This is a genomic window from Collinsella sp. TM09-10AT, from assembly GCF_003436275.1.
Taxonomy (GTDB): Bacteria; Actinomycetota; Coriobacteriia; order Coriobacteriales; family Coriobacteriaceae; genus Collinsella.
Window position 1 is genome coordinate 1 of sequence record NZ_QSOP01000014.1, and the last position, 17,550, is coordinate 17,550.

General features: G+C 58.7%; 16 protein-coding genes. 7 read left to right on the forward strand and 9 right to left on the reverse strand.

What is annotated here, in order from left to right; all coding sequences use genetic code 11:
* Positions 1 to 232: 232 nt before the first annotated feature.
* From DXD77_RS06765 to DXD77_RS06785, 5 genes are all read right to left on the reverse strand, one after another.
* Complete coding sequence (locus tag DXD77_RS06765) at positions 233 to 562, reverse strand: helix-turn-helix transcriptional regulator (protein ID WP_117563845.1); 330 nt, start codon at positions 560 to 562, stop codon at positions 233 to 235.
* A gap of 8 nt (positions 563 to 570) precedes the next feature.
* Complete coding sequence (locus DXD77_RS06770; protein ID WP_147324130.1) at positions 571 to 1,110, reverse strand: hypothetical protein; 540 nt, start codon at positions 1,108 to 1,110, stop codon at positions 571 to 573.
* Between the two features lie 250 nt (positions 1,111 to 1,360).
* Positions 1,361 to 1,717, reverse strand: coding sequence for an Hpt domain-containing protein (locus tag DXD77_RS06775; RefSeq protein ID WP_199407877.1), 357 nt, complete (start codon positions 1,715 to 1,717; stop codon positions 1,361 to 1,363).
* A 23-nt stretch (positions 1,718 to 1,740) separates the two neighbouring features.
* Positions 1,741 to 3,621, reverse strand: a complete 1,881-nt coding sequence (locus tag DXD77_RS06780) for a diguanylate cyclase (protein ID WP_117648263.1) — start codon at positions 3,619 to 3,621, stop codon at positions 1,741 to 1,743.
* 210 nt (positions 3,622 to 3,831) lie between these two features.
* Positions 3,832 to 4,629 (reverse strand): alpha/beta fold hydrolase, encoded by a 798-nt coding sequence (locus tag DXD77_RS06785; protein ID WP_117648264.1) that lies wholly within the window; start codon positions 4,627 to 4,629, stop codon positions 3,832 to 3,834.
* 225 nt (positions 4,630 to 4,854) lie between these two features.
* Between DXD77_RS06785 and DXD77_RS06790 the strand changes: the two genes are divergently transcribed.
* The 3 genes from DXD77_RS06790 (at position 4,855) to DXD77_RS06800 (ending at position 7,746) form a co-directional block, all read left to right on the forward strand.
* Positions 4,855 to 5,631, forward strand: coding sequence for a radical SAM protein (locus DXD77_RS06790; RefSeq protein ID WP_117648265.1), 777 nt, complete (start codon positions 4,855 to 4,857; stop codon positions 5,629 to 5,631).
* Positions 5,632 to 5,791: 160 nt separating this feature from the next.
* Positions 5,792 to 6,679, forward strand: coding sequence for a type I methionyl aminopeptidase (gene map / locus DXD77_RS06795; protein WP_055286839.1), 888 nt, complete (start codon positions 5,792 to 5,794; stop codon positions 6,677 to 6,679).
* A 131-nt stretch (positions 6,680 to 6,810) separates the two neighbouring features.
* Positions 6,811 to 7,746, forward strand: coding sequence for a D-2-hydroxyacid dehydrogenase (locus DXD77_RS06800; protein ID WP_117648266.1), 936 nt, complete (start codon positions 6,811 to 6,813; stop codon positions 7,744 to 7,746).
* A gap of 179 nt (positions 7,747 to 7,925) precedes the next feature.
* Here DXD77_RS06800 and DXD77_RS06805 read toward each other — a convergent pair whose 3' ends face one another.
* The 3 genes from DXD77_RS06805 to DXD77_RS06820 all read right to left on the reverse strand — a co-directional run bounded on the left by DXD77_RS06805 (position 7,926) and on the right by DXD77_RS06820 (position 10,390).
* Positions 7,926 to 8,417, reverse strand: coding sequence for a PIN domain-containing protein (locus DXD77_RS06805; protein ID WP_117648267.1), 492 nt, complete (start codon positions 8,415 to 8,417; stop codon positions 7,926 to 7,928).
* Positions 8,410 to 8,790, reverse strand: a complete 381-nt coding sequence (locus tag DXD77_RS10400) for a translation repressor RelB (protein ID WP_158549108.1) — start codon at positions 8,788 to 8,790, stop codon at positions 8,410 to 8,412. The genes DXD77_RS06805 and DXD77_RS10400 overlap by 8 nt, the downstream gene beginning before the upstream one ends.
* Before the next feature lie 214 nt (positions 8,791 to 9,004).
* Positions 9,005 to 10,390 carry a M18 family aminopeptidase gene (locus DXD77_RS06820; RefSeq protein ID WP_233506762.1) on the reverse strand — a complete coding sequence of 462 codons (1,386 nt, stop codon included), beginning with the start codon at positions 10,388 to 10,390 and terminating at the stop codon, positions 9,005 to 9,007.
* A 161-nt stretch (positions 10,391 to 10,551) separates the two neighbouring features.
* On the opposite strand from DXD77_RS06820, the gene DXD77_RS06825 reads away from it, so the two are divergent.
* The 4 genes from DXD77_RS06825 (at position 10,552) to DXD77_RS06840 (ending at position 14,665) form a co-directional block, all read left to right on the forward strand.
* Complete coding sequence (locus tag DXD77_RS06825; protein ID WP_117648268.1) at positions 10,552 to 11,637, forward strand: carcinine hydrolase/isopenicillin-N N-acyltransferase family protein; 1,086 nt, start codon at positions 10,552 to 10,554, stop codon at positions 11,635 to 11,637.
* Between the two features lie 139 nt (positions 11,638 to 11,776).
* Positions 11,777 to 12,856 (forward strand): 6-phosphofructokinase, encoded by a 1,080-nt coding sequence (locus DXD77_RS06830; RefSeq protein WP_006234882.1) that lies wholly within the window; start codon positions 11,777 to 11,779, stop codon positions 12,854 to 12,856.
* A 433-nt stretch (positions 12,857 to 13,289) separates the two neighbouring features.
* Positions 13,290 to 14,228: a helix-turn-helix domain-containing protein gene (locus DXD77_RS06835; protein ID WP_117648269.1), complete on the forward strand. Its 939-nt coding sequence runs from the start codon at positions 13,290 to 13,292 to the stop codon at positions 14,226 to 14,228.
* A gap of 116 nt (positions 14,229 to 14,344) precedes the next feature.
* Positions 14,345 to 14,665, forward strand: coding sequence for a multidrug transporter (locus DXD77_RS06840; protein WP_117635687.1), 321 nt, complete (start codon positions 14,345 to 14,347; stop codon positions 14,663 to 14,665).
* A 116-nt stretch (positions 14,666 to 14,781) separates the two neighbouring features.
* Here the strand turns inward: DXD77_RS06840 and DXD77_RS06845 are convergent, their stop codons facing one another.
* A complete protein-coding gene (locus DXD77_RS06845; RefSeq protein ID WP_233506763.1) occupies positions 14,782 to 17,547 on the reverse strand; it encodes an FtsX-like permease family protein in 2,766 nt (921 codons plus the stop codon).
* Positions 17,548 to 17,550: the final 3 nt, after the last annotated feature.

The window sequence follows — 17,550 nt, forward strand, 5'->3', positions numbered from 1 at the left end:
AAGGCGGGGCCGAGGCCGCCTCGATCAATTTGCGAAAGAATCTTGACGGTACCGGCCTCCCGTTCCGCTTGATAGCAAAACCGCTCATATCGTTCCTTCTTCCCTTTATCGTTTTTCATTGTTGTTATTGTTTTTCGATAACTACTATTTGTCAAGATAATCTAAATGAAAGAACCCGTGTTAGACACGGGTCCCTTCACGCTGATATTTCGTTTTAGTTGTTCGCCTTAAGCTACTCGTCGCTCAAATCGACAGCGAAGACTGATGTCGGAAGCGATGCCTCATTGCCTCCGCCATCCCGCATCTGCCTAACGGCATTTTTCGCGCGCTCGACAATAAGCTCCTCAAGCTCCCTCTCGCTCACGCGCTGAATAATATCTCCCGGTTGACAATCAAGCTCATCACAGATTTCGAGAAGCGTCTTAAGGCGAATAGCTTTTATTTTTCCGTTTCTTAGCTTTGAAATATTAGCCGGAGTATGCCCCGTCGCCCGAATCAGATCAGCGCTGGTCTTTCCGGTCTTAAGCAGCTGCGTCTCAAGCTCGATGATGAGATAGCTCATGTTTCCTCCTACACAAGCTCGTCAGACTGCTCTTGGAGCAGCGAGGCATAACTCCAGATCGCCGAGATAAACAGACAGACAACTGCGCCGATAACCGACCCCGCATCAAAGGTAGCGCCTTGGCAAATCTCAATAACGAAGGAATGAGGCACGATGTAAAGCTCCAGTCCGCCAATGGTGAGATTGACCGATTCATAGGCACCAACAAACGAAACCACGGCGTTAACAGCAAAGGCAAGCGCGAGAACACGGATAAGCCGCACATGCGCCTTGGTAAAGGGCGAGACGCCCCGAGAGATGTTATGGCTGATTCCGCACAAAACGACAAGCGAAACGCCCACGACGAGTGCCAGGCACAGCCCGCTTGGGATAACGATGCTCCCGCCATCGAGAAGCGTCACGACACCGAAAGAATCGACAGAAACAACGTTTGCAACCGCATACCAGATCACGTAAACAACCAACGCGGCAAAAGCGATGAGCATCCCTGCAAAAACGGTTGCCATGCAAAAACCAAGCTTCCTGATATTTTCGCCCGCCTTGGCCATACGCTGAACGCTGTTGGACATACACTCACCCTCATCGACTCTATCGTTATTCGAACAGTTTATCGAACAACGATATGGATTGCATGCGGAAAGCCCCGCCAGTGCGCATAGCCCATTCACTAATCAGAAGGGGTGAGAGTGGATTTTGGACACGTATCGAACGAGAGTGGATAATCTCCCACTTTGAGGCCGCCACCGGGCCTAAAACGGGAGATTATCCACGCTCATAGTCATCAAGGCTCACAGCCTCTTACTCGGCCGCCTCGCGCAAGGCCGACATCGTTGCCGCATATTGCTGCTGCAGCGCATGCATTCCCTCGCGAGCGCCGTCAACGGCATCGGCGCCGCGCAGCGCTTCGGTCACCACAACCGCCGGCTCGTACAGATTATCGAATCCCAGGTTCTGGCTCACGCCCTTGAGCGTGTGCGCTGCCATAAACGCACCTTCGGCGTCTCCTGCCGCCATGGCGGCCTCCAGCTTGCCCATGCTCTCGTCATCCAAAAACTTGAGGGCAAAGCGGGCAAGCATTTCCCCGCCCATCAGCCGAGCGCACGCGTCGTCATAATTAGCGCCGATCTTCTCATACGCTTCACGCATGGAAATCATGGATTCAAACTCCTTTGGTCAAACTAAATCGTAGGAAGCGCAACGACCTCGGCAGGACGCGCCAATGTTTCGGCAATACGGTCTTGCACCTCGAGCAGGCAGTCGAGCAGCAGCGGGTTAAAGGTGCCGCACTTACCGTCCAGGATCATCTGAATCGCCTCCTCGTGCGGGATGGCATCCTTGTACACGCGGACGCTCGTCAGCGCATCGTACACGTCGGCCACCGAAACTACCTGCGCGGCGATGGGGATATCGTCGCCCTTAAGGCCGTCGGGATAACCCTTGCCGTCCCAGCGCTCGTGGTGCCAACGCGCAATCTGGTACGCATATTCCATAAGCGCATTGCCGGCGTGATGGCGGCCCAGCTCATGCAGCATGTCGGCGCCGATCGTGGTATGCGTCTTCATAATCTCGAACTCCTCGGACGTGAGGCGCCCGGGCTTGTTGAGGATCGCATCGTCAATCGACATCTTGCCGATATCGTGCAGCGCCGAAGCCAGGGCGATCGTGGAGCGTTCCTCATTGTCGAGGGAGATCGTGCCGCTACGCTGGACCAGATAGCCAAGCAGCAGCTCGGTCAGCTTTTCGATGTTCGTAACGTGCCTACCGCTCTCGCCGTTGCGAAGCTCCATGACGCCGGCCATGATGTCGATGAGCATGCGACTGTTCTTGACGCGCTCGTTGTACTGTTGGGACAGCAGGTTCGTCAGGCGGCGCTGTTTGGCGTACAGGCGGATGGTGTTGCTTACGCGGCGGCGCACGACACGGGAGTCAAACGGGCGGTTGATATAGTCTGAGGCGCCCAGCTCGTACGCGCGCAGAACCGCATCATCGGAATCTTCGCTCGAAATCATGATGACAGGCAGATTATCGATACCCGATCGGCGCGACAGATCGGCCAGCACCTCAAAGCCGCTTATGCCCGGCATCACAATGTCCAGCAGCACGAGCGACAACTCATCGCCATAGCGGTCGACCATGTCGAGCGCCGCACGACCGTTATCGGCCTCGAGGATGCAATGCTCGTCCTTGAGCATCTCGCTGAGAATGGCTCGGTTCATCTCGGAGTCATCGGCGATAAGCACCAAAGGCTTTTCGCTTTGGAAGGCCTCGATGGAATCGGCATCGGTCACGACCGTACCGGCTTTTGCCTTAGCGCGGCTCAGTAACTGAGCAGCGCGGCCAACGCCCTCATCGACCGTCTCGCCATGAATGCGAACGCCACCAACACATGCCGTCAAGCTCACGTACTCATGGCCCGGAATAATCGTGGAATGAACGGCATCGGACACCTGATGCAGGCGACGGGTGAAGTCATCGGAGGGAATATTGGGCATGACAACCACAAACTTGTCGCAGCCATAGCGCACAAGCTCGTCAGTCGAACGGATTCCGCTGCGTATGGCTGTCGCCACAGCACCGAGCGCAAGGTCGCCGGCATGACGGCCACACGTATCGTTGAAGGCCCTAAAATCATCAACGTCGATCATCGCAACGCCGGCATTCATGCGGGCGCTGCGAAGCTTTTCCTCGTAATATCGGCGATTGCGCACGCTCGTCAGCACGTCGGTGTAGACAAGGTCCTCTTCCGCGGCCTCTTGCTCATCAATCGGACGCACCATCAGCAAGACGTGAGGCTCGCCCTCGACCTTCAGAGGGCGTAGACGGGCGCGGTACTCAGTGCCATCATTGAGCAGTTGCTCCGACACCTCATCGGAGTCTGCCAAAGCCTCAAGACTCGACTGACGCAGACAAGGGCAGCGATCGCCGGCGAGCAAGCAGTTAGGCTCACTCTTAATCTGATCGGCCGACAGTAAACGCACCACGGGGTAGGTCTTCGCGACGCGGGCGACCTCGACGGCAGCCTCCTCGTCGGTTAGATTGACCTCGTGAGTATTGAGCATATGGGGCCCTTTCGATAGTTTCGCATGGAGCGGTGGGTTCCAAATGTTACAAGGGTAACACCTTGTCGATGCAGGTAAGTACGTGAATGCTGCCACATTCTTATGAGTTGGCAGACGGCGCGATTGAAGCCGCAGACGCGAGGTTTTGAGCACGTTTGTTAATACGGCCGAAACGTTTGCGGATGAAGCCTGCTTTGGCTATTGCGGATGCTAGAGCCCCAGGATGCCACGGACAGCCCGGGCAGCCGCTGCCGGGCGATCGCGCAGACCGTTATGCGCGCCCGGGATCGTCACGAGAGGGCAATCGAGATATTCGGCAGCCGCTCGCGTGCCAGCCTCGCGGGGCGCGCCAATCGAGAGCTCGCCTAGGAGCACGGCGGCCACCGTTTTCGACGCGCGAACGCTATCCCAATCGGGAACGCAGGTCATAGTAATCCCGTATTCGTTTGCCATGAAACTGCGGCCGTTGCGCAGGGCATGCTTGGCTTCTGCCTCGGTCGTTCCAGGAGCCTCGGGGTCCAAGTCGCCGAGGGCTCCCAAGAAAAGCCGGAGCGCCCTTGAAACCTTTCCAGCCGCAATCATATCGAGCAAAACCGGAGCTGCGCCCATGCCGACGCCTTCGGCCGACACAGCCGGCTCATGCAGAATCGCACGGGCGACGAGATGGGGTTCAGTGCGAAGAAGCTCCAGCGCCACCAACGTACCGGCGCTGTGCGCAAGCACATTTGTCGGAGCGCCAACGTGTTCGATCACGGCCTGCAGGTCGGCGGCCTGAGCGGCAAGATCATAGCTGCCGTCTGCCGCTTCGCTGCTGCCACCACAGCCGCGGCGGTCGTAGGCAATGACGCGGTAGTCACAGGCGAGCTCGCGGGCGATACCGTCAAAAAAGACGCCGTCAACACAAGCGCCGTGCACGCACACCAAGGCAGGAGTATCAGGCGACACATCCGGGCCGGCATATTCGCGACAGGCAATCGTGGTGCCCGCATTCTCGACCGTAAAATCCATGTTGTGCCCCCATCATCAATGCTCATCCAGTTGCACGTCAGCACGGTTGGATGGACCCGCATTGCTTTACGCCTTGTTAACAGATTAACTGTACCCGACCCGAGGCTTTTCATGGCACGGCATCATGAGCGACGTGAAAAAACGAAACTTGTAAAGCAAGAGCCCACACCTTGCTTTGGAGCCGATGCTATGCTTAGGCACAATTGTCTTGAGGAGCATATGCCTATGTCTACGTTTTTGAATGCCAGCCCCATCTTTGGGCCCGTTCGCAGCCGTCGCCTTGGTCTCTCGCTCGGCGTCAACATGATGCCGGCCAGCGGCAAAATCTGCACGTTCGACTGCATCTACTGCGAGAACGGCCTCAACGCCGAGCGCCCCTGCCATGAGCCGTATAACACGGCTGCCGTGGTACTCGAAGCGCTCGAGGCAAAGCTGCGCGAGATGGCAGCCGAGGGCGAGCCCCCCGATGTAATCACCTTCGCAGGCAACGGCGAGCCCACCGCCGCACCGGAGTTTCCACAGGCCATCGCCGGCGCCGTCGCGCTGCGCGATCAGCTAGCCCCCAACACCAAGATTGCCGTGCTTTCCAACGGCACGCGCGCCGACCAGCCCGCTGTGCACGATGTGCTCATGATGGTCGACGACAACATTCTTAAGCTCGATACCGTCGACCCGGCGTTTATCCAGCTGCTCGACCAGCCCGTTGGCCCCTATGACGTCGAGCACCAGATCGAGACGTTCGCAGGCTTTAACGGTCATGTCATTATCCAGACGATGTTTTTGAGCGGTGAGTACCGGGGCAAGTCTCTCGATAACACCGGCGAGGAGTACGTCGGCCCTTGGCTCGCGGCGCTCGAGCGCATTCGTCCGCAGGAGGCGACCATCTACACGGTGGCACGCGAGACGCCGGTCGCCGGCCTTGCCAAAGCAGCGCCCGAGGTGCTCGACGCCATTGCCGCGCGCGTCCAAGCCCTCGGCATTCCCTGCCAGGTGAGCTACTAGCAAAACCACGCAGCGGCTAGTGTCAGCCATCCCGCTCCATCAGTTGCGGTGATATAGTTCCTATTTGTGCTGTTAAACCGCTTAAATCGGAACTATATCACCGCAACTTTTATGGACGCGTGGGTGGGCTATACTAGCTGCGAATGAAAGGAAGTTAGCCATGTATGACAAAGGACCCGTGCCTGGCCGCAACGACGCTTGCTGGTGCGGCAGCGGCAAAAAATATAAGAAATGCCATAGCGCCTTTGATGAGCGCCTCGAACGCTTGTGGGAAGAGGGCTGGGAGGTTCTGCCCCGCACGCTCTACAAGACTCCCGCCGATATCGAGGGCATCAAGCGATCGGCCGCCATCAACGTGGGCGTGCTCGATTACGTAGGCGAGCACATCGCCGCGGGCATGACCACCAACCAGATCGACCAGATGATCTACGACTACACCGTCGAGCACGGTGGCACGCCGGCCGACCTCAACTACGAGGGCTACCCCAAGAGCGTGTGCACCTCGATCAATGATGTGGTCTGCCACGGTATCCCCTGCGATACGGACGTGCTGCACGAGGGCGACATCATCAACGTGGACTGCTCCACGATCTTGGACGGTTACTTTAGTGATTCGAGCCGCATGTTCTGCATCGGCGAGGTCTCGGCCGAGCGCCAGCGCCTGGTCGACGTCACCCGTGCCAGCGTGGAGGCGGGTCTGGCGGCCGTCAAGCCATGGCTGCCGTTGTCCGTTATGGCCGAGGCAGTGCAAAAGACCGTCGAGGACGCCGGCTTTAGCGTGGTGCGCGAGTACGGCGGGCACGGCATCGGTAAGGAGTTCCACGAGGACCCGTTTGTGGGCTTTACCACCGAGGCGCCCGATGTGGACACCATCATGGCCCCGGGCATGGTCTTTACCATCGAGCCCATGGTCAACGCCGGAGCGCCCGACATCAAGATCAGCAAGGGTGACGGCTGGTGCGTGCGCACCAAGGACGGCAGCGATTCGGCCCAGTGCGAGGTACAGCTCGTGGTGACCGAGGACGGCTACGAGCTGCTGAGCTGGTAGCCGCGGATGCGCCGGATGCTGACGGGCACGCTCGTCTTGCATCCGGCGTTTTTGTTTGAACGTTTTACCTGATAAAACCTGCCAAAAATAAACCTGTCCCTTTTTGGTAGGTTGAGCGGAGAGGACTGCTTGTGAACATCCTGGTTTTGTTGCCCGTCAACAATCGCCATCGCGCAATTCTTGAGTCGAGCGCTCCGGGCGAGGACTTTATCTACACGAGCGCCGACGCCGCCACGCGCGAGCAGGTCGCCGGTGCGGACGTGATCTTGGGCAACATCGACCCTGACATGCTCACGGCATGCGAGCATCTCCAGCTGTTGCAATTGCAGACCGCCGGCTATGACGACTACCTTGCTGCTGGCACCGTGCCGGCTGACGCCAAGCTGTCTTGCTCGATCGGCGCCTACGGTCAGGCCGTAAGCGAGCACATGTTTGCCATGGTCCTTTCCATGATGAAGCGCCTGCCTGGCTACCAAGATTTACAGCGCGAACATCGCTGGGAAGACCTGGGGCCGGTCACCTCGCTCAAAAATGCCAACGTGCTGGTGCTGGGCGCGGGCGATATCGGCGGCCACTTTGCCACGCTCTGCCGCAGCATGGGTGCACACGTCCGCGGCATCAAGCGCCATCCACTCGTCTACCCCATTGTGTTTGAGGACATGGACGGCATGGACGCCCTGCCCGAGCGCCTGGCCGAGGCTGACATCGTCGCATCCTTTATGCCCAGCACGCCCGAGACCCGCGGTCTGGCGAACGCCGAGTTCTTCGCCGCGATGAAACCGGGCGCCTTCTTTGCCAACGGCGGCCGCGGCGATCTTGTGGTTGCCGACGACCTAGTTGCCGCCCTGGAATCAGGACATCTCGCCGGCGCCGCGGTCGACGTCACCGACCCCGAGCCGCTGCCTGAGACAAGCCCGTTGTGGGATACGCCCAACATGCTCATCACGCCGCACATCTCCGGCTGGTTCCACTTGGCCGCCACGCTCAACAACGTGGTCGACATCGCCGCGGAGAATCTGCGTCACCTGCAGGCCGGCGAGACCCTGCGCTGCTGGATCGAACACTAATTGTTCCGGCGTTTTGCCAAACGCCGGAACCCCTCGACGCTGCGAGCCCGCCAGAGCGGCAATCTGACGTTCAATCGTCGGGCATGGCCAAAAGGCCTATGCCCTCCTCTTTCACGTCACCTTGCTCACTCTGGCGGGCTCTCGCTGACGTTTGCTCAACCTGCAGGGTCTTCAAATTGCTAGAGCGTTGCTAAATAATTTTTTGCGTCTTCTACACTCATTGCTGCGACGGGTGCGTGTGAACAGAGTTTGACATCGTTGGTGACCAGTAGATCTGCTTGAGCGCGTATCGCTGCCGCAATGATTAAATCGTCTTCGTAATCGCTATGGAGCTCACGCTGCCTGCTCGACATCCAGATGTCGCTCAGGTCACAGGGCACTGGCGTGGCAAGCTGCGACAGCACGCTAAGACAATCCCATGCAAGCGATGTCGCTGCCGCAGCGGCATCTTGGGAAAGCGAACCATGCTCGCGCCGATACCATGCCTTATGTTCGCTTGAAATCAAATAAAACAGGTCTTTGGACGATGTCGCCGCATACAGCAAATCAACCTGCGCCGTGCATGCATCGCGTAAAAACTCAATCGCCACCGAACGACCACGTCGTGAGGGAATGAAGTAATCGAGCCACACGTTGGTGTCAACCAAGATGCGCTTTGGAGTCTCACTCATAGAGCCAGCTCATCTCCTCGCCATAGCGATCCGCATAGGCATTCCGTTTGAGCTCTTCGTCGTCCGATGGCTGAGCCTTGACCATATCGATTCCCGATTCACAGCAAGCGGCAGCGAACAGCTTCGACCCCTGATCCATAAGCTCGAGCTTACGTTTGACAGCCTTTTCGCGCTCGCGCTGTTCCGCCCGGGCACGACTGGGCAGCAGGATATCCTCGAGCGCACCGGGGCGATCGGCCAGCGACGCTGCAAGCTGCCAGAGCGCTCGCACCGCTTGGCTCGGCGTCATACCGGCCTTGGAGAGAGCGGCGTCCCCACTCCTTTTAAGATCGGCATCGAGACGTACGTTGATCTGAGCGGCTGTTGTGGTCATGACCCCTCCTTAATACTTCGAAACTATCATAAAACTCTATGGTAGATACGTAAAGCATGTATAGCATTTACAAGCATCAGCCGTACTCTGTACACAAAAAGCCGCCGAGGCACACTGCACCTCGGCGGCTACGCATCACCAATCCAGTTCGGTTTCACCTTTTGCATTCGCCCAGATAAAACCTGCCGAAATTAACATCCCTTTTTGGCAGGTTTTAGAGCTCCACGCTTTCGGCTCCGTTGATGGTCAGGTCACGCTCGTAGAAGGCGGTAAGGGCGCGGATGGCGTACATCACGTCGCGCACGCCGCCGGTCTCGTAGCTCGAGTGCATGGCCAGCTGCGGCAGGCCCACGTCCACGGCATGCATGCTCGCCTGCATATTGGACAGATTGCCGAGCGTGGAGCCGCCGGCCATATCGCTCTTGTTGGCGAAGGCCTGCGTGGGCACGTCGGCGTCATCGCAGATAGCCTGGAACACCGCGCGGCTAAAAGCATCGGTGCAGTAGTGCTGGTTGGCGGCTTCCTTGATGACGATGCCGCCGTTAAGCACAACCCGGTTGCGGGCATCGCACTTCTCGGCGTGGTTGGGGTGCACGGCATGCGCGTTGTCGCAGCTCACGAGCATCGAAGCGGCAAGTGCGCGGTGGTACGACTCGCCATCGAAGCCCAGCGACCCGTTGATGCGGCGCAGCGCGTCGGCCAAGAACGTCGACATGGCGCCCTGCTTGGTCTCGGAGCCAACCTCCTCGTTATCGAAGCAGCAGAAGACCGAAACGTCGTGCGCATTCTCGGCACCCAAAAATGCCTGCAGCGAGGTGTAGGCGCAGGCCAGGTCGTCGAGCTTGGGCGTCGAGATAAACTCGTCGGCCCAGCCCCAAATGCGCGCATCCTGACGATTGACCAGGAACAGATCGCGGCCCAGAATCTGCTCGGGCTCAACGTCCAGCTCTTCGGCGATCAGGGCATCGAAGTCACCCTGCTTAAGCTCGCCGGCGCTGATGAGCGGGCACAGGTCGACGGCTCGGTTGGGAGCAAAGCCCTCGTTAACGCCGCGGTTCATGTGGATGGCAAGGCTCGGGATGATGGCGACTTCGCGCTCGGTGGCAAGCAGGCGGCTCTCAATGCGGTCACCCTCGCGCACCAGCACGCGGCCCGCGAGCGCCAGCGGGCGATCGAACCAGGTGTAGTCGATCATGCCGCCGTAAGCCTCGGTGTTCAGGCGCAACGTCTCGCCTGCGCCATCGAGCTCGGGCACGGCCTTGACCTTAAACGTCGGCGAATCGCTGTGCGACGCCGTGAGCTGAAAATGATAGTCACCGGCAACGCCGTCCTCGCCCCACGTCGCAGCCAAGTCCTCGCCCACCTTAAAGGCGATAACGCTCGAAGTATTGCGCTGCGTGTAGTAACGACCGCCCGGTTCGATATCCCATGCCGCGTTCTCGGGCAGATAGGTAAAGCCTGCCTCGTCGAGCTCGGCCATAATGGTCGCCGCCGTATGGAACATGCTGGGGCATGCCTCGATAAAGTCGATAAGGTCGTTGGCGGCCTCGATATCGTCGGCCGTCACGTGCGTGCGCTCGGGCGTTTCCTGATCCGTCATGCTCTCCCCTTTCGCTGGGTTGATGGTCCCTTCCAGCATACCCCGCCGCGCCAGCGCCGCACTCTTCATTCCGTGCTTAATTCCGCGCCGCTCACCAAGTTGAGTCATCATGCCCGCACTCCTTTTGCGACAATTACGCTAACAGGACGAGAGGAGTCGTCATGAAGCCACGTAACATTGCCATCGCCTACGGTGTCGCGGGAGCCGCCGTCGGCCTTGCCGCTGTCACCGGTATCGTTTATCACAAGCAAATCAAGTCCGCCGCGTCGCTCAAACGCTTGACCGACTATGCGGATGGCTATGACCTGTACGCAATCGACATCGCCTACGACTACGATCTTGATCGCATCATCGCTGCTGGCGTGCGCGACGACCAGGCCTACATCGATGCCGTGGTGGCGCAGGTGCTGCCCGGTGTGCCGACACATGTCCAGGCACCCCAGTTTGCCTGCAGCGCTTTTGTCGCCGTAGATGCCGAAGGCCGCGTGCGCACCGGTCGCAATTACGACTTTAAGGACGACACCTCGGCGCTGCTGGTGCGCAATCACCCGCGTGACGGCTATGCCTCCATCGGCTTTGCGGCCCTCAATAACCTGGGCGATAACACTCCGCTTGACTCCGTCGCCGGACGCGTCGCCGCACTCATGGGCCCGTTTGCCCAGCTCGACGGTGTTAACGAATGCGGCGTGTCCGTTGCCGTACTCACCCTGGATTCCAAGCCCTGTGACCAGGACACGCAACGCCCCGTCATCAATACCTCGCTCGCCATCCGTCTGGTGCTCGACCGTGCCGCCACCACGCAAGAAGCTGTCGACCTGCTTTCCGCCTACGACATGCACGCCATGGCAGGACGCGATTACCACTTCTTTATCAACGACGCCGCCGGTGACGCGCGCGTAGTAGAGTGGGACCCGCGCGATCCGGACCGCGCTTTCAAAGCGACTCCTGTACGCCAGGTTACGAACTTCTACGCCTGCTATGGCGACGAAGTGCTCCCCAACCAAAAGAACGGCGAGCTGGGCCATGGCAAGGAACGCGCCATCGCCATCGCCGATGTCCTCGACGCCCATGTCGGTGCCCAAGACGAAACGATTGCCTGGGAAGCCCTGCGAGCCGCAGCGCAAGAGCCCAATCCGGAAGACATCACCAGCAATACGCAATGGTCGGTCGTCTTCGACAATACCGAGCCCGCTGCCGCCATCACGCTGCGCCGCCACTGGGGCAACGTCGATGCCTTCGCACTGTAAGGAGCCAGGCCCGTCGACCTTACGTTCCCTGACGTTGCTTACATTTCCATACGCTTGAGCTAACACGTTTTACCCCCGTATCAACAGTGTGCGGGGGTAAACTTATGCGCATGTTATAACTTGCCCGGAAGGATTCATAATGCTCAGGATCGGTCTTCTTACCAGTGGCGGCGACTGCCAGGCGCTCAACGCCACCATGCGCGGCATTGTCAAAACGCTTATGACCAATAGCGAAGAGCCTATCGAGATCTATGGTTTTGAGGACGGCTACCAGGGCCTTATCTACAGCAGGTTCCGCGTCATGACGCCCGCCGATTTTAGCGGCATCCTCACCCGCGGCGGCACCATCCTGGGCACGAGCCGCACGCCGTTCAAGCGCCTGGACATTCCCGAGGCCGACGGCGTCGAGAAGGTGCCCGCAATGGTCCACACCTATCATAAGCTGCAGCTCGACTGCCTGTTTATGCTGGGCGGCAACGGCTCCACCAAGACCGCCAACCGCCTGCGCGAAGAGGGCCTCAACGTTATCGCCCTGCCCAAGACCATCGATAACGACACCTGGGGCACCGAGTTGACGTTTGGCTTTACGAGCGCCATCGACGTCGCCACCAAGTGCATCGACGACATCCACACTACCGCCTCGAGCCACGGCCGCGTGTTTGTCATCGAGATTATGGGCCACAAGGTCGGCTGGATTCCGCTGTATGCCGGCGTCGCGGGCGGCGCGGACGTCATCCTGATTCCCGAGATCCCCTACGACATGGACAACGTCATCAAGACCATCGAGCATCGCATGGAGACCGGCAGCCGCTTTACCATCGTGGCCGTCGCCGAGGGCGCTATCTCCAAGGAGGACGCGGCGCTGTCCAAGAAGGAATACAAGAAGAAGCTTGCCGAGCGCACGAGCCCGTCGATCGTCTACGACATCGCCAAGGAGATTGAGGCCAAGACCGGTCGCGAGACCCGTGTCGCCATCCCCGGCCACACGCAGCGCGGCGGCCAGCCCGATGCCCAGGACCGCATCTTTGCGACCCAGTGCGGTGTCGAGGCAGCGCTCGGCTGCCTGCGCGGCGAGTTTGGCTACATGATTGCCCTGCGCGACGGCAAGATGTGCCATATGCCGCTCGAGGATGTCGCCGGCAAGCTCAAGTTTGTCGATCCCCAGAGCGATCTGGTGCGCGAGGCCAAGGCGTTGGGCATCAGCTTCGGCGACGAATAGCCTCGGCTGGAACCGCCCCCATCGGGCCCTCCGACCCCGCCCGACGTATTTCGATTTGGCTCCTCCCTTGACTCCGTCAAAGGTCGCCAATCGAAATCGTCGGGCGGGGTCGGAGGGCCCTGCGTTTACATACTCGCCGGGGCTATTCGTCTTCTTGCTGCGGGTGCCTGGGCTGGAATTGAGTTGCGGTGAAATAGTTCCTGCTTAGTCCGCAAATGGCTGAATCCAAAAACTATTCCACCGCAACTTACTGAGTGGGGGCTCTTGGCTGCTACTTGCACTGACATTTGTCCCAAAATGGCTGGTCGTTAGGGATTGCTACCGGTAGTTGCGGTAGGGTTGGGGCGGATTCTAACTAGAAATGGTGGTCGCTACCGGTTGTTCTCGGCATACTCGGCTCATTCGATTCGACCATCAAACGAAAGGAACCACCATGGATCTTGCGATGGCACAGCGCCTCGTCGATCGCCGTAAAGCTGCCGGCCTTTCTCAGGAGGCGCTTGCTGCCCAGCTGGGCGTAAGCCGCCAGGCTGTTAGTAAATGGGAGCGCAGCGAGTCCTCACCCGATACCGATAACCTCATTGCGCTCGCCGCGCTGTATGACGTGTCGTTGGACGAGCTGTTATATGGGGAGGCGGTGGCTAGCGCTGATGACTCACAGGCTGATGATGAGGCACAGAACAGCAACGCCGGCACCAAAGCTTCAGATAAGGCTGAAGAGGCTGAGGCTTCTACTGAGCACGCTGATTGCAGCGATAAGCCACTTGTCGATATTTCCCTCGCGCGCGGTATCCACGTCATTGATCCCAATAAAGGCGAGGAAGTCCATGTTGGTTGGAGCGGCATCCATGTGACCAACGAGCGCAAGGGCGAAGAGGTGCATGTGGGGCCGGACGGCGTGCATATCGATACGCTTGAGGACGATGGACATAGCGTACGCACCAATGACGACGGCACCGTCACCATCGACGGCGAGACGTTTTCCAGCTGGAAGGAAGCACACGACAAGCTCGACCATCATGGCAAGCATTTCCACACCAAGGTCGGACGTGCATGGAACAAATTCCCCTTCCCCGCACTTGTCACTCTCGCCTATCTGGTGCTCGGCATTGTCTACGGCACATGGGGCATGGGGCTTTTCCTCGTCTTTCTGGTTCCCGTCTACTACGCGATTGGTGACTTCATCGATCGGCGCCACCTGTCTAAGCTGATCGAGGCCATCTACCCGGCAGCCGCCATCGCTTGGTTCCTCTACATGTGGCTCTGTTTGGGACAGCCCCATCCTGCATGGATCATCCTCATCACGATTCCCGTCATAAAGGCGCTCATGCGCTGGTGCCGCAAACAATGGAAGTGCCGCAAACAGGCCTAAACCACCCATTCAGGCCCAATCTCGAAGGCTAAAGAGAGCCTCTCATCCACGCCTGTGAGCGAAAGCCAAATAGAATGAAAGGCAAATGGAAAGCCCGTTTGACGAGCGGAGGACATATGCGCGACGTAGCCGAAAGCGACTGGAAGCTGTTCAAGAAAATGCTTCCTCAATGGCAAGAACGTTATATGGAAAAGCTCATCGGCCAGTACGTTGAGATACTGAACGGCGACAGCGAAGCGTCCAGTAGATTTTGGGCACTAGAAGAGCGCCTCAATAGAGACAAGCTGTCCTCAGGCGTAATTGCAAACGACATTCGCCGCAGCACAATGCACCGCGAGATAGCCAATTTGCTTATCGACAGCGTGATCACCCTTGACGACCTTGACGGTTTTACCGAGGACATTAAGAGCTATGCGCAACACTGGATTGGCCAGTAAGAGCACTGAACGACAGACATCCCCAGCAAAACGGGGCAAACGCCGGGCCACCTAATGGTTGTCCGGCGTTTGCCCCGATAAAACCTGCCAAAATAAACCTGTCCCTTTTTGGCAGGCTACTCGGCGCTCTTGAGGGCGCCGACCATGTCGATCTTATTGAGGGTGCGATTGGTAGCGAGGTTGACGATGATCGTAAAGCCGAAGGAAAGCACCACGGCGAGCACATAGCTCAGCGGCTCGACCTCGACGTCAAAGTACAGCGACGGCATCTGCAAAATGTAGGTAAAGCTCTCGGCCAGCAAGCCGCCCAGCGGCACGCCCAGCGCAGCGCCGATCGCTGTGAGGATCAACGTCTCCTTGTTGACGTAGTGATGCACCTCGCCACGGCGGAAGCCCAGCACCTTGATGGTCGCCAGCTCGCGTTCGCGCTCCGAAATATTCGTATTAGACAGCGTAAACACCACCACAAACGACAGGCACGCCGCCATAAAGGTCACGAGCACCACGACCGAATTGATAATCGTAAAGTTCGCTTCATAGTTTTCCCAATGCTCGGCCGTACTCGAAATTGTGAGCCAACCGTCACTCTTAAGCTTCTTGCTAAACGCAATCTGATCGGCCGACGAGCCCTTGAGCAGCGCAAGGATGCCGTTGAGGCGCGCGCTTCGACCGAACGCGCGCTCATAGGTGCCCTGCGTCATGTAAAGCGTGTTGCCTAGATAGTTGAGCGAGATGTCGCTGACTTTGACCTTGGCAACATTGAGCGACGAATCCTGGACGTGAGCCGTGTCACCCGGCTTGATCCCCAGCACCAGCTGAGAGCTCTTGCTCAAATACACGTCTCCGTCACGCAGGGCGAGCGGTTCTTTGGACTCATCCTCCAGGCGCACGTAATCGCCCAAGTCACCCGTGCGGTCGTCGGGAATCACGATGAGCTGCACGGTCTCGCTCTTGCCGCCAAACGTAAAGGTGACGTTGTCGGTCATAATCGGCAGGGTCGAGGTCACCGTCACGTTGGAATCATTGGCCGTGCTGCGCTCATCCAATGCCGCGCACGTCTGCGAAAAATCGTCGGGATTGGCGACCGCCAGCAAGTCATAGCGCGTGATATGCCCGTACTGTTTGGGCGAAAGCGCCACCGACGTGTCGCGAATTCCCATACCGCAAATCACGAGCGCCGTGCAGCCGGCGATACCGAAGATGGTCATAAAGGCGCGCTTTTTGTAGCGGAATAAGTTGCGTGCAGCGACCTTGTTCAAAAAGCTCATGCGGTGCCAGATAAAGCCGATGCGCTCGAGCAGAATGCGCGAGCCGGCGCGCGGGGCCTTGGGGCGCATGAGCGAGGCAGGGGTCTCGGCCATCTCGTGGCGGCAGGCGATAATCGTGGCTCCCACCACGCCCACGGCAAACAGCGCCACCGAAACGATCGAGGACACGATGTCGTACGAAAGTAGCATCTGGGGCAGCGAGTACATGTCGTCGAACACCGTAAACAAGAACAGCGGCAGACCCACAAATCCGATGATATTGCCGAGCACGCCACCGATCAGACACGCCCACAGCGAGTAGTCCACATATTTGGACAGGATACGCCCGCGTGAATAGCCGAGTGCCTTGTACAGGCCAATAAGCGTGCGCTCCTCCTCGACCATGCGGGTGGCGGTGGTGAGACTGATAAGCACGGCGACGATAAAGAAGATGAACGGGAACGCCGTGGCGATGGCCTCGATCGAAGAACTATCGCTCTCGACGCTCGAGTAGCTTGCGATATTGCCGCGGTCCTGGATGTACCAGGTGCATTCGCCCAGGTCGGAGAGCTCGGCGCGGGCATCGGCGAATTGCTGGTTGGCGGCGGCGCGGCGCTGGTCCAGGTCGACCTGAGCCTGCGCACGCTCCTCGCTGCCCTCGGCCATGCGATTGATGTTGTCCTGCTCGATCCCAAAGACCATATTCGCCTGACGCTCAGCCGCGTCCAAGCTCGCCGGTGTGTCGACCGTCAGCTCCTGGGCGCGCGCCTTCTCACGCTCCTCGCGGATCTTCTCGATATTGCCCTTGACCTCATTGATCTTTGCCGAGTAGGCATCCGAATAGGAGTTGAGGCTCTTGGCTCCCTCGACGACCACGTGGACAGCGGAGTAGGAAGAAGATGTCGCGGCATCCTCGCTCACGTAGAACTTGTAGTCCGCAGTCGAAGCAGCGCGAAAGGCGTTGACTGTCGAGTCGGAGCTCACGTCGGTAGGATCGAGAACCTCGGCCGTGATGGTGTAGTCCCCATCGGTAAACTGGTCCTTGGCGCTTTGGTTCGACGAGCTCGCATCGTTGGCGGCAAAGCTCACCGTATCGCCGATTTTCTTGCCCGAAGCCTTCAAAAAACGTGAGGTCACTGCCACTTCGCCCGAAGTCTCGGGCAGCTCGCCGCGTACTAGCACCGGTTGGTCAATATTCTCTTTGGAGAGGCTCTGTACGACGACACGCTCGCGCGTTGTACCCACGGCGGTGTAGGCGGTCTCGGTATAGATGCCCTCGGCCGTCTCGACGCCATCGACCTCTTGGATCGCAGCAAGATCGTCATCGGTCAGACCATAGGTCGACTGCACGTTGATGTCATAAACATTCTGCTGGTCAAAGTAAGCGTCAACCGAATCGCACAGGTCCTCGCAGCCCGCCTTAAGGCCGCACATCACGCTCACGCCAAGCGCGGTGATAACCACGATTGACAAGAAGCGCTTAAGACTGCCGCGGATTGTGCGGTAGATGCCACGGCGAAAAACCGTCGGCACCATATCGTTTGAGCTTTGAGCGGTGCGGTAGGTCGCGAACTCCCGGTCGCGACCCATGTGCTCCGTATCGTGGTTTTGGCTGTTTTGGCGATCTTGCTCCATGGG

Coding starts and splice junctions, on each gene's coding strand:
- DXD77_RS06765 (WP_117563845.1), bottom strand. CDS start 562: ATGAGCTATCTCATCATCGAGCTTGAGACGCAGCTGCTTAAGACCGGA.
- DXD77_RS06770 (WP_147324130.1), bottom strand. CDS start 1,110: ATGGCCAAGGCGGGCGAAAATATCAGGAAGCTTGGTTTTTGCATGGCA.
- DXD77_RS06775 (WP_199407877.1), bottom strand. CDS start 1,717: ATGATTTCCATGCGTGAAGCGTATGAGAAGATCGGCGCTAATTATGAC.
- DXD77_RS06780 (WP_117648263.1), bottom strand. CDS start 3,621: ATGCTCAATACTCACGAGGTCAATCTAACCGACGAGGAGGCTGCCGTC.
- DXD77_RS06785 (WP_117648264.1), bottom strand. CDS start 4,629: ATGGATTTTACGGTCGAGAATGCGGGCACCACGATTGCCTGTCGCGAA.
- DXD77_RS06790 (WP_117648265.1), top strand. CDS start 4,855: ATGTCTACGTTTTTGAATGCCAGCCCCATCTTTGGGCCCGTTCGCAGC.
- map (WP_055286839.1), top strand. CDS start 5,792: ATGTATGACAAAGGACCCGTGCCTGGCCGCAACGACGCTTGCTGGTGC.
- DXD77_RS06805 (WP_117648267.1), bottom strand. CDS start 8,417: ATGAGTGAGACTCCAAAGCGCATCTTGGTTGACACCAACGTGTGGCTC.
- DXD77_RS10400 (WP_158549108.1), bottom strand. CDS start 8,790: ATGACCACAACAGCCGCTCAGATCAACGTACGTCTCGATGCCGATCTT.
- DXD77_RS06820 (WP_233506762.1), bottom strand. CDS start 10,390: ATGACGGATCAGGAAACGCCCGAGCGCACGCACGTGACGGCCGACGAT.
- DXD77_RS06825 (WP_117648268.1), top strand. CDS start 10,552: ATGAAGCCACGTAACATTGCCATCGCCTACGGTGTCGCGGGAGCCGCC.
- DXD77_RS06830 (WP_006234882.1), top strand. CDS start 11,777: ATGCTCAGGATCGGTCTTCTTACCAGTGGCGGCGACTGCCAGGCGCTC.
- DXD77_RS06835 (WP_117648269.1), top strand. CDS start 13,290: ATGGATCTTGCGATGGCACAGCGCCTCGTCGATCGCCGTAAAGCTGCC.
- DXD77_RS06840 (WP_117635687.1), top strand. CDS start 14,345: ATGCGCGACGTAGCCGAAAGCGACTGGAAGCTGTTCAAGAAAATGCTT.
- DXD77_RS06845 (WP_233506763.1), bottom strand. CDS start 17,547: ATGGAGCAAGATCGCCAAAACAGCCAAAACCACGATACGGAGCACATG.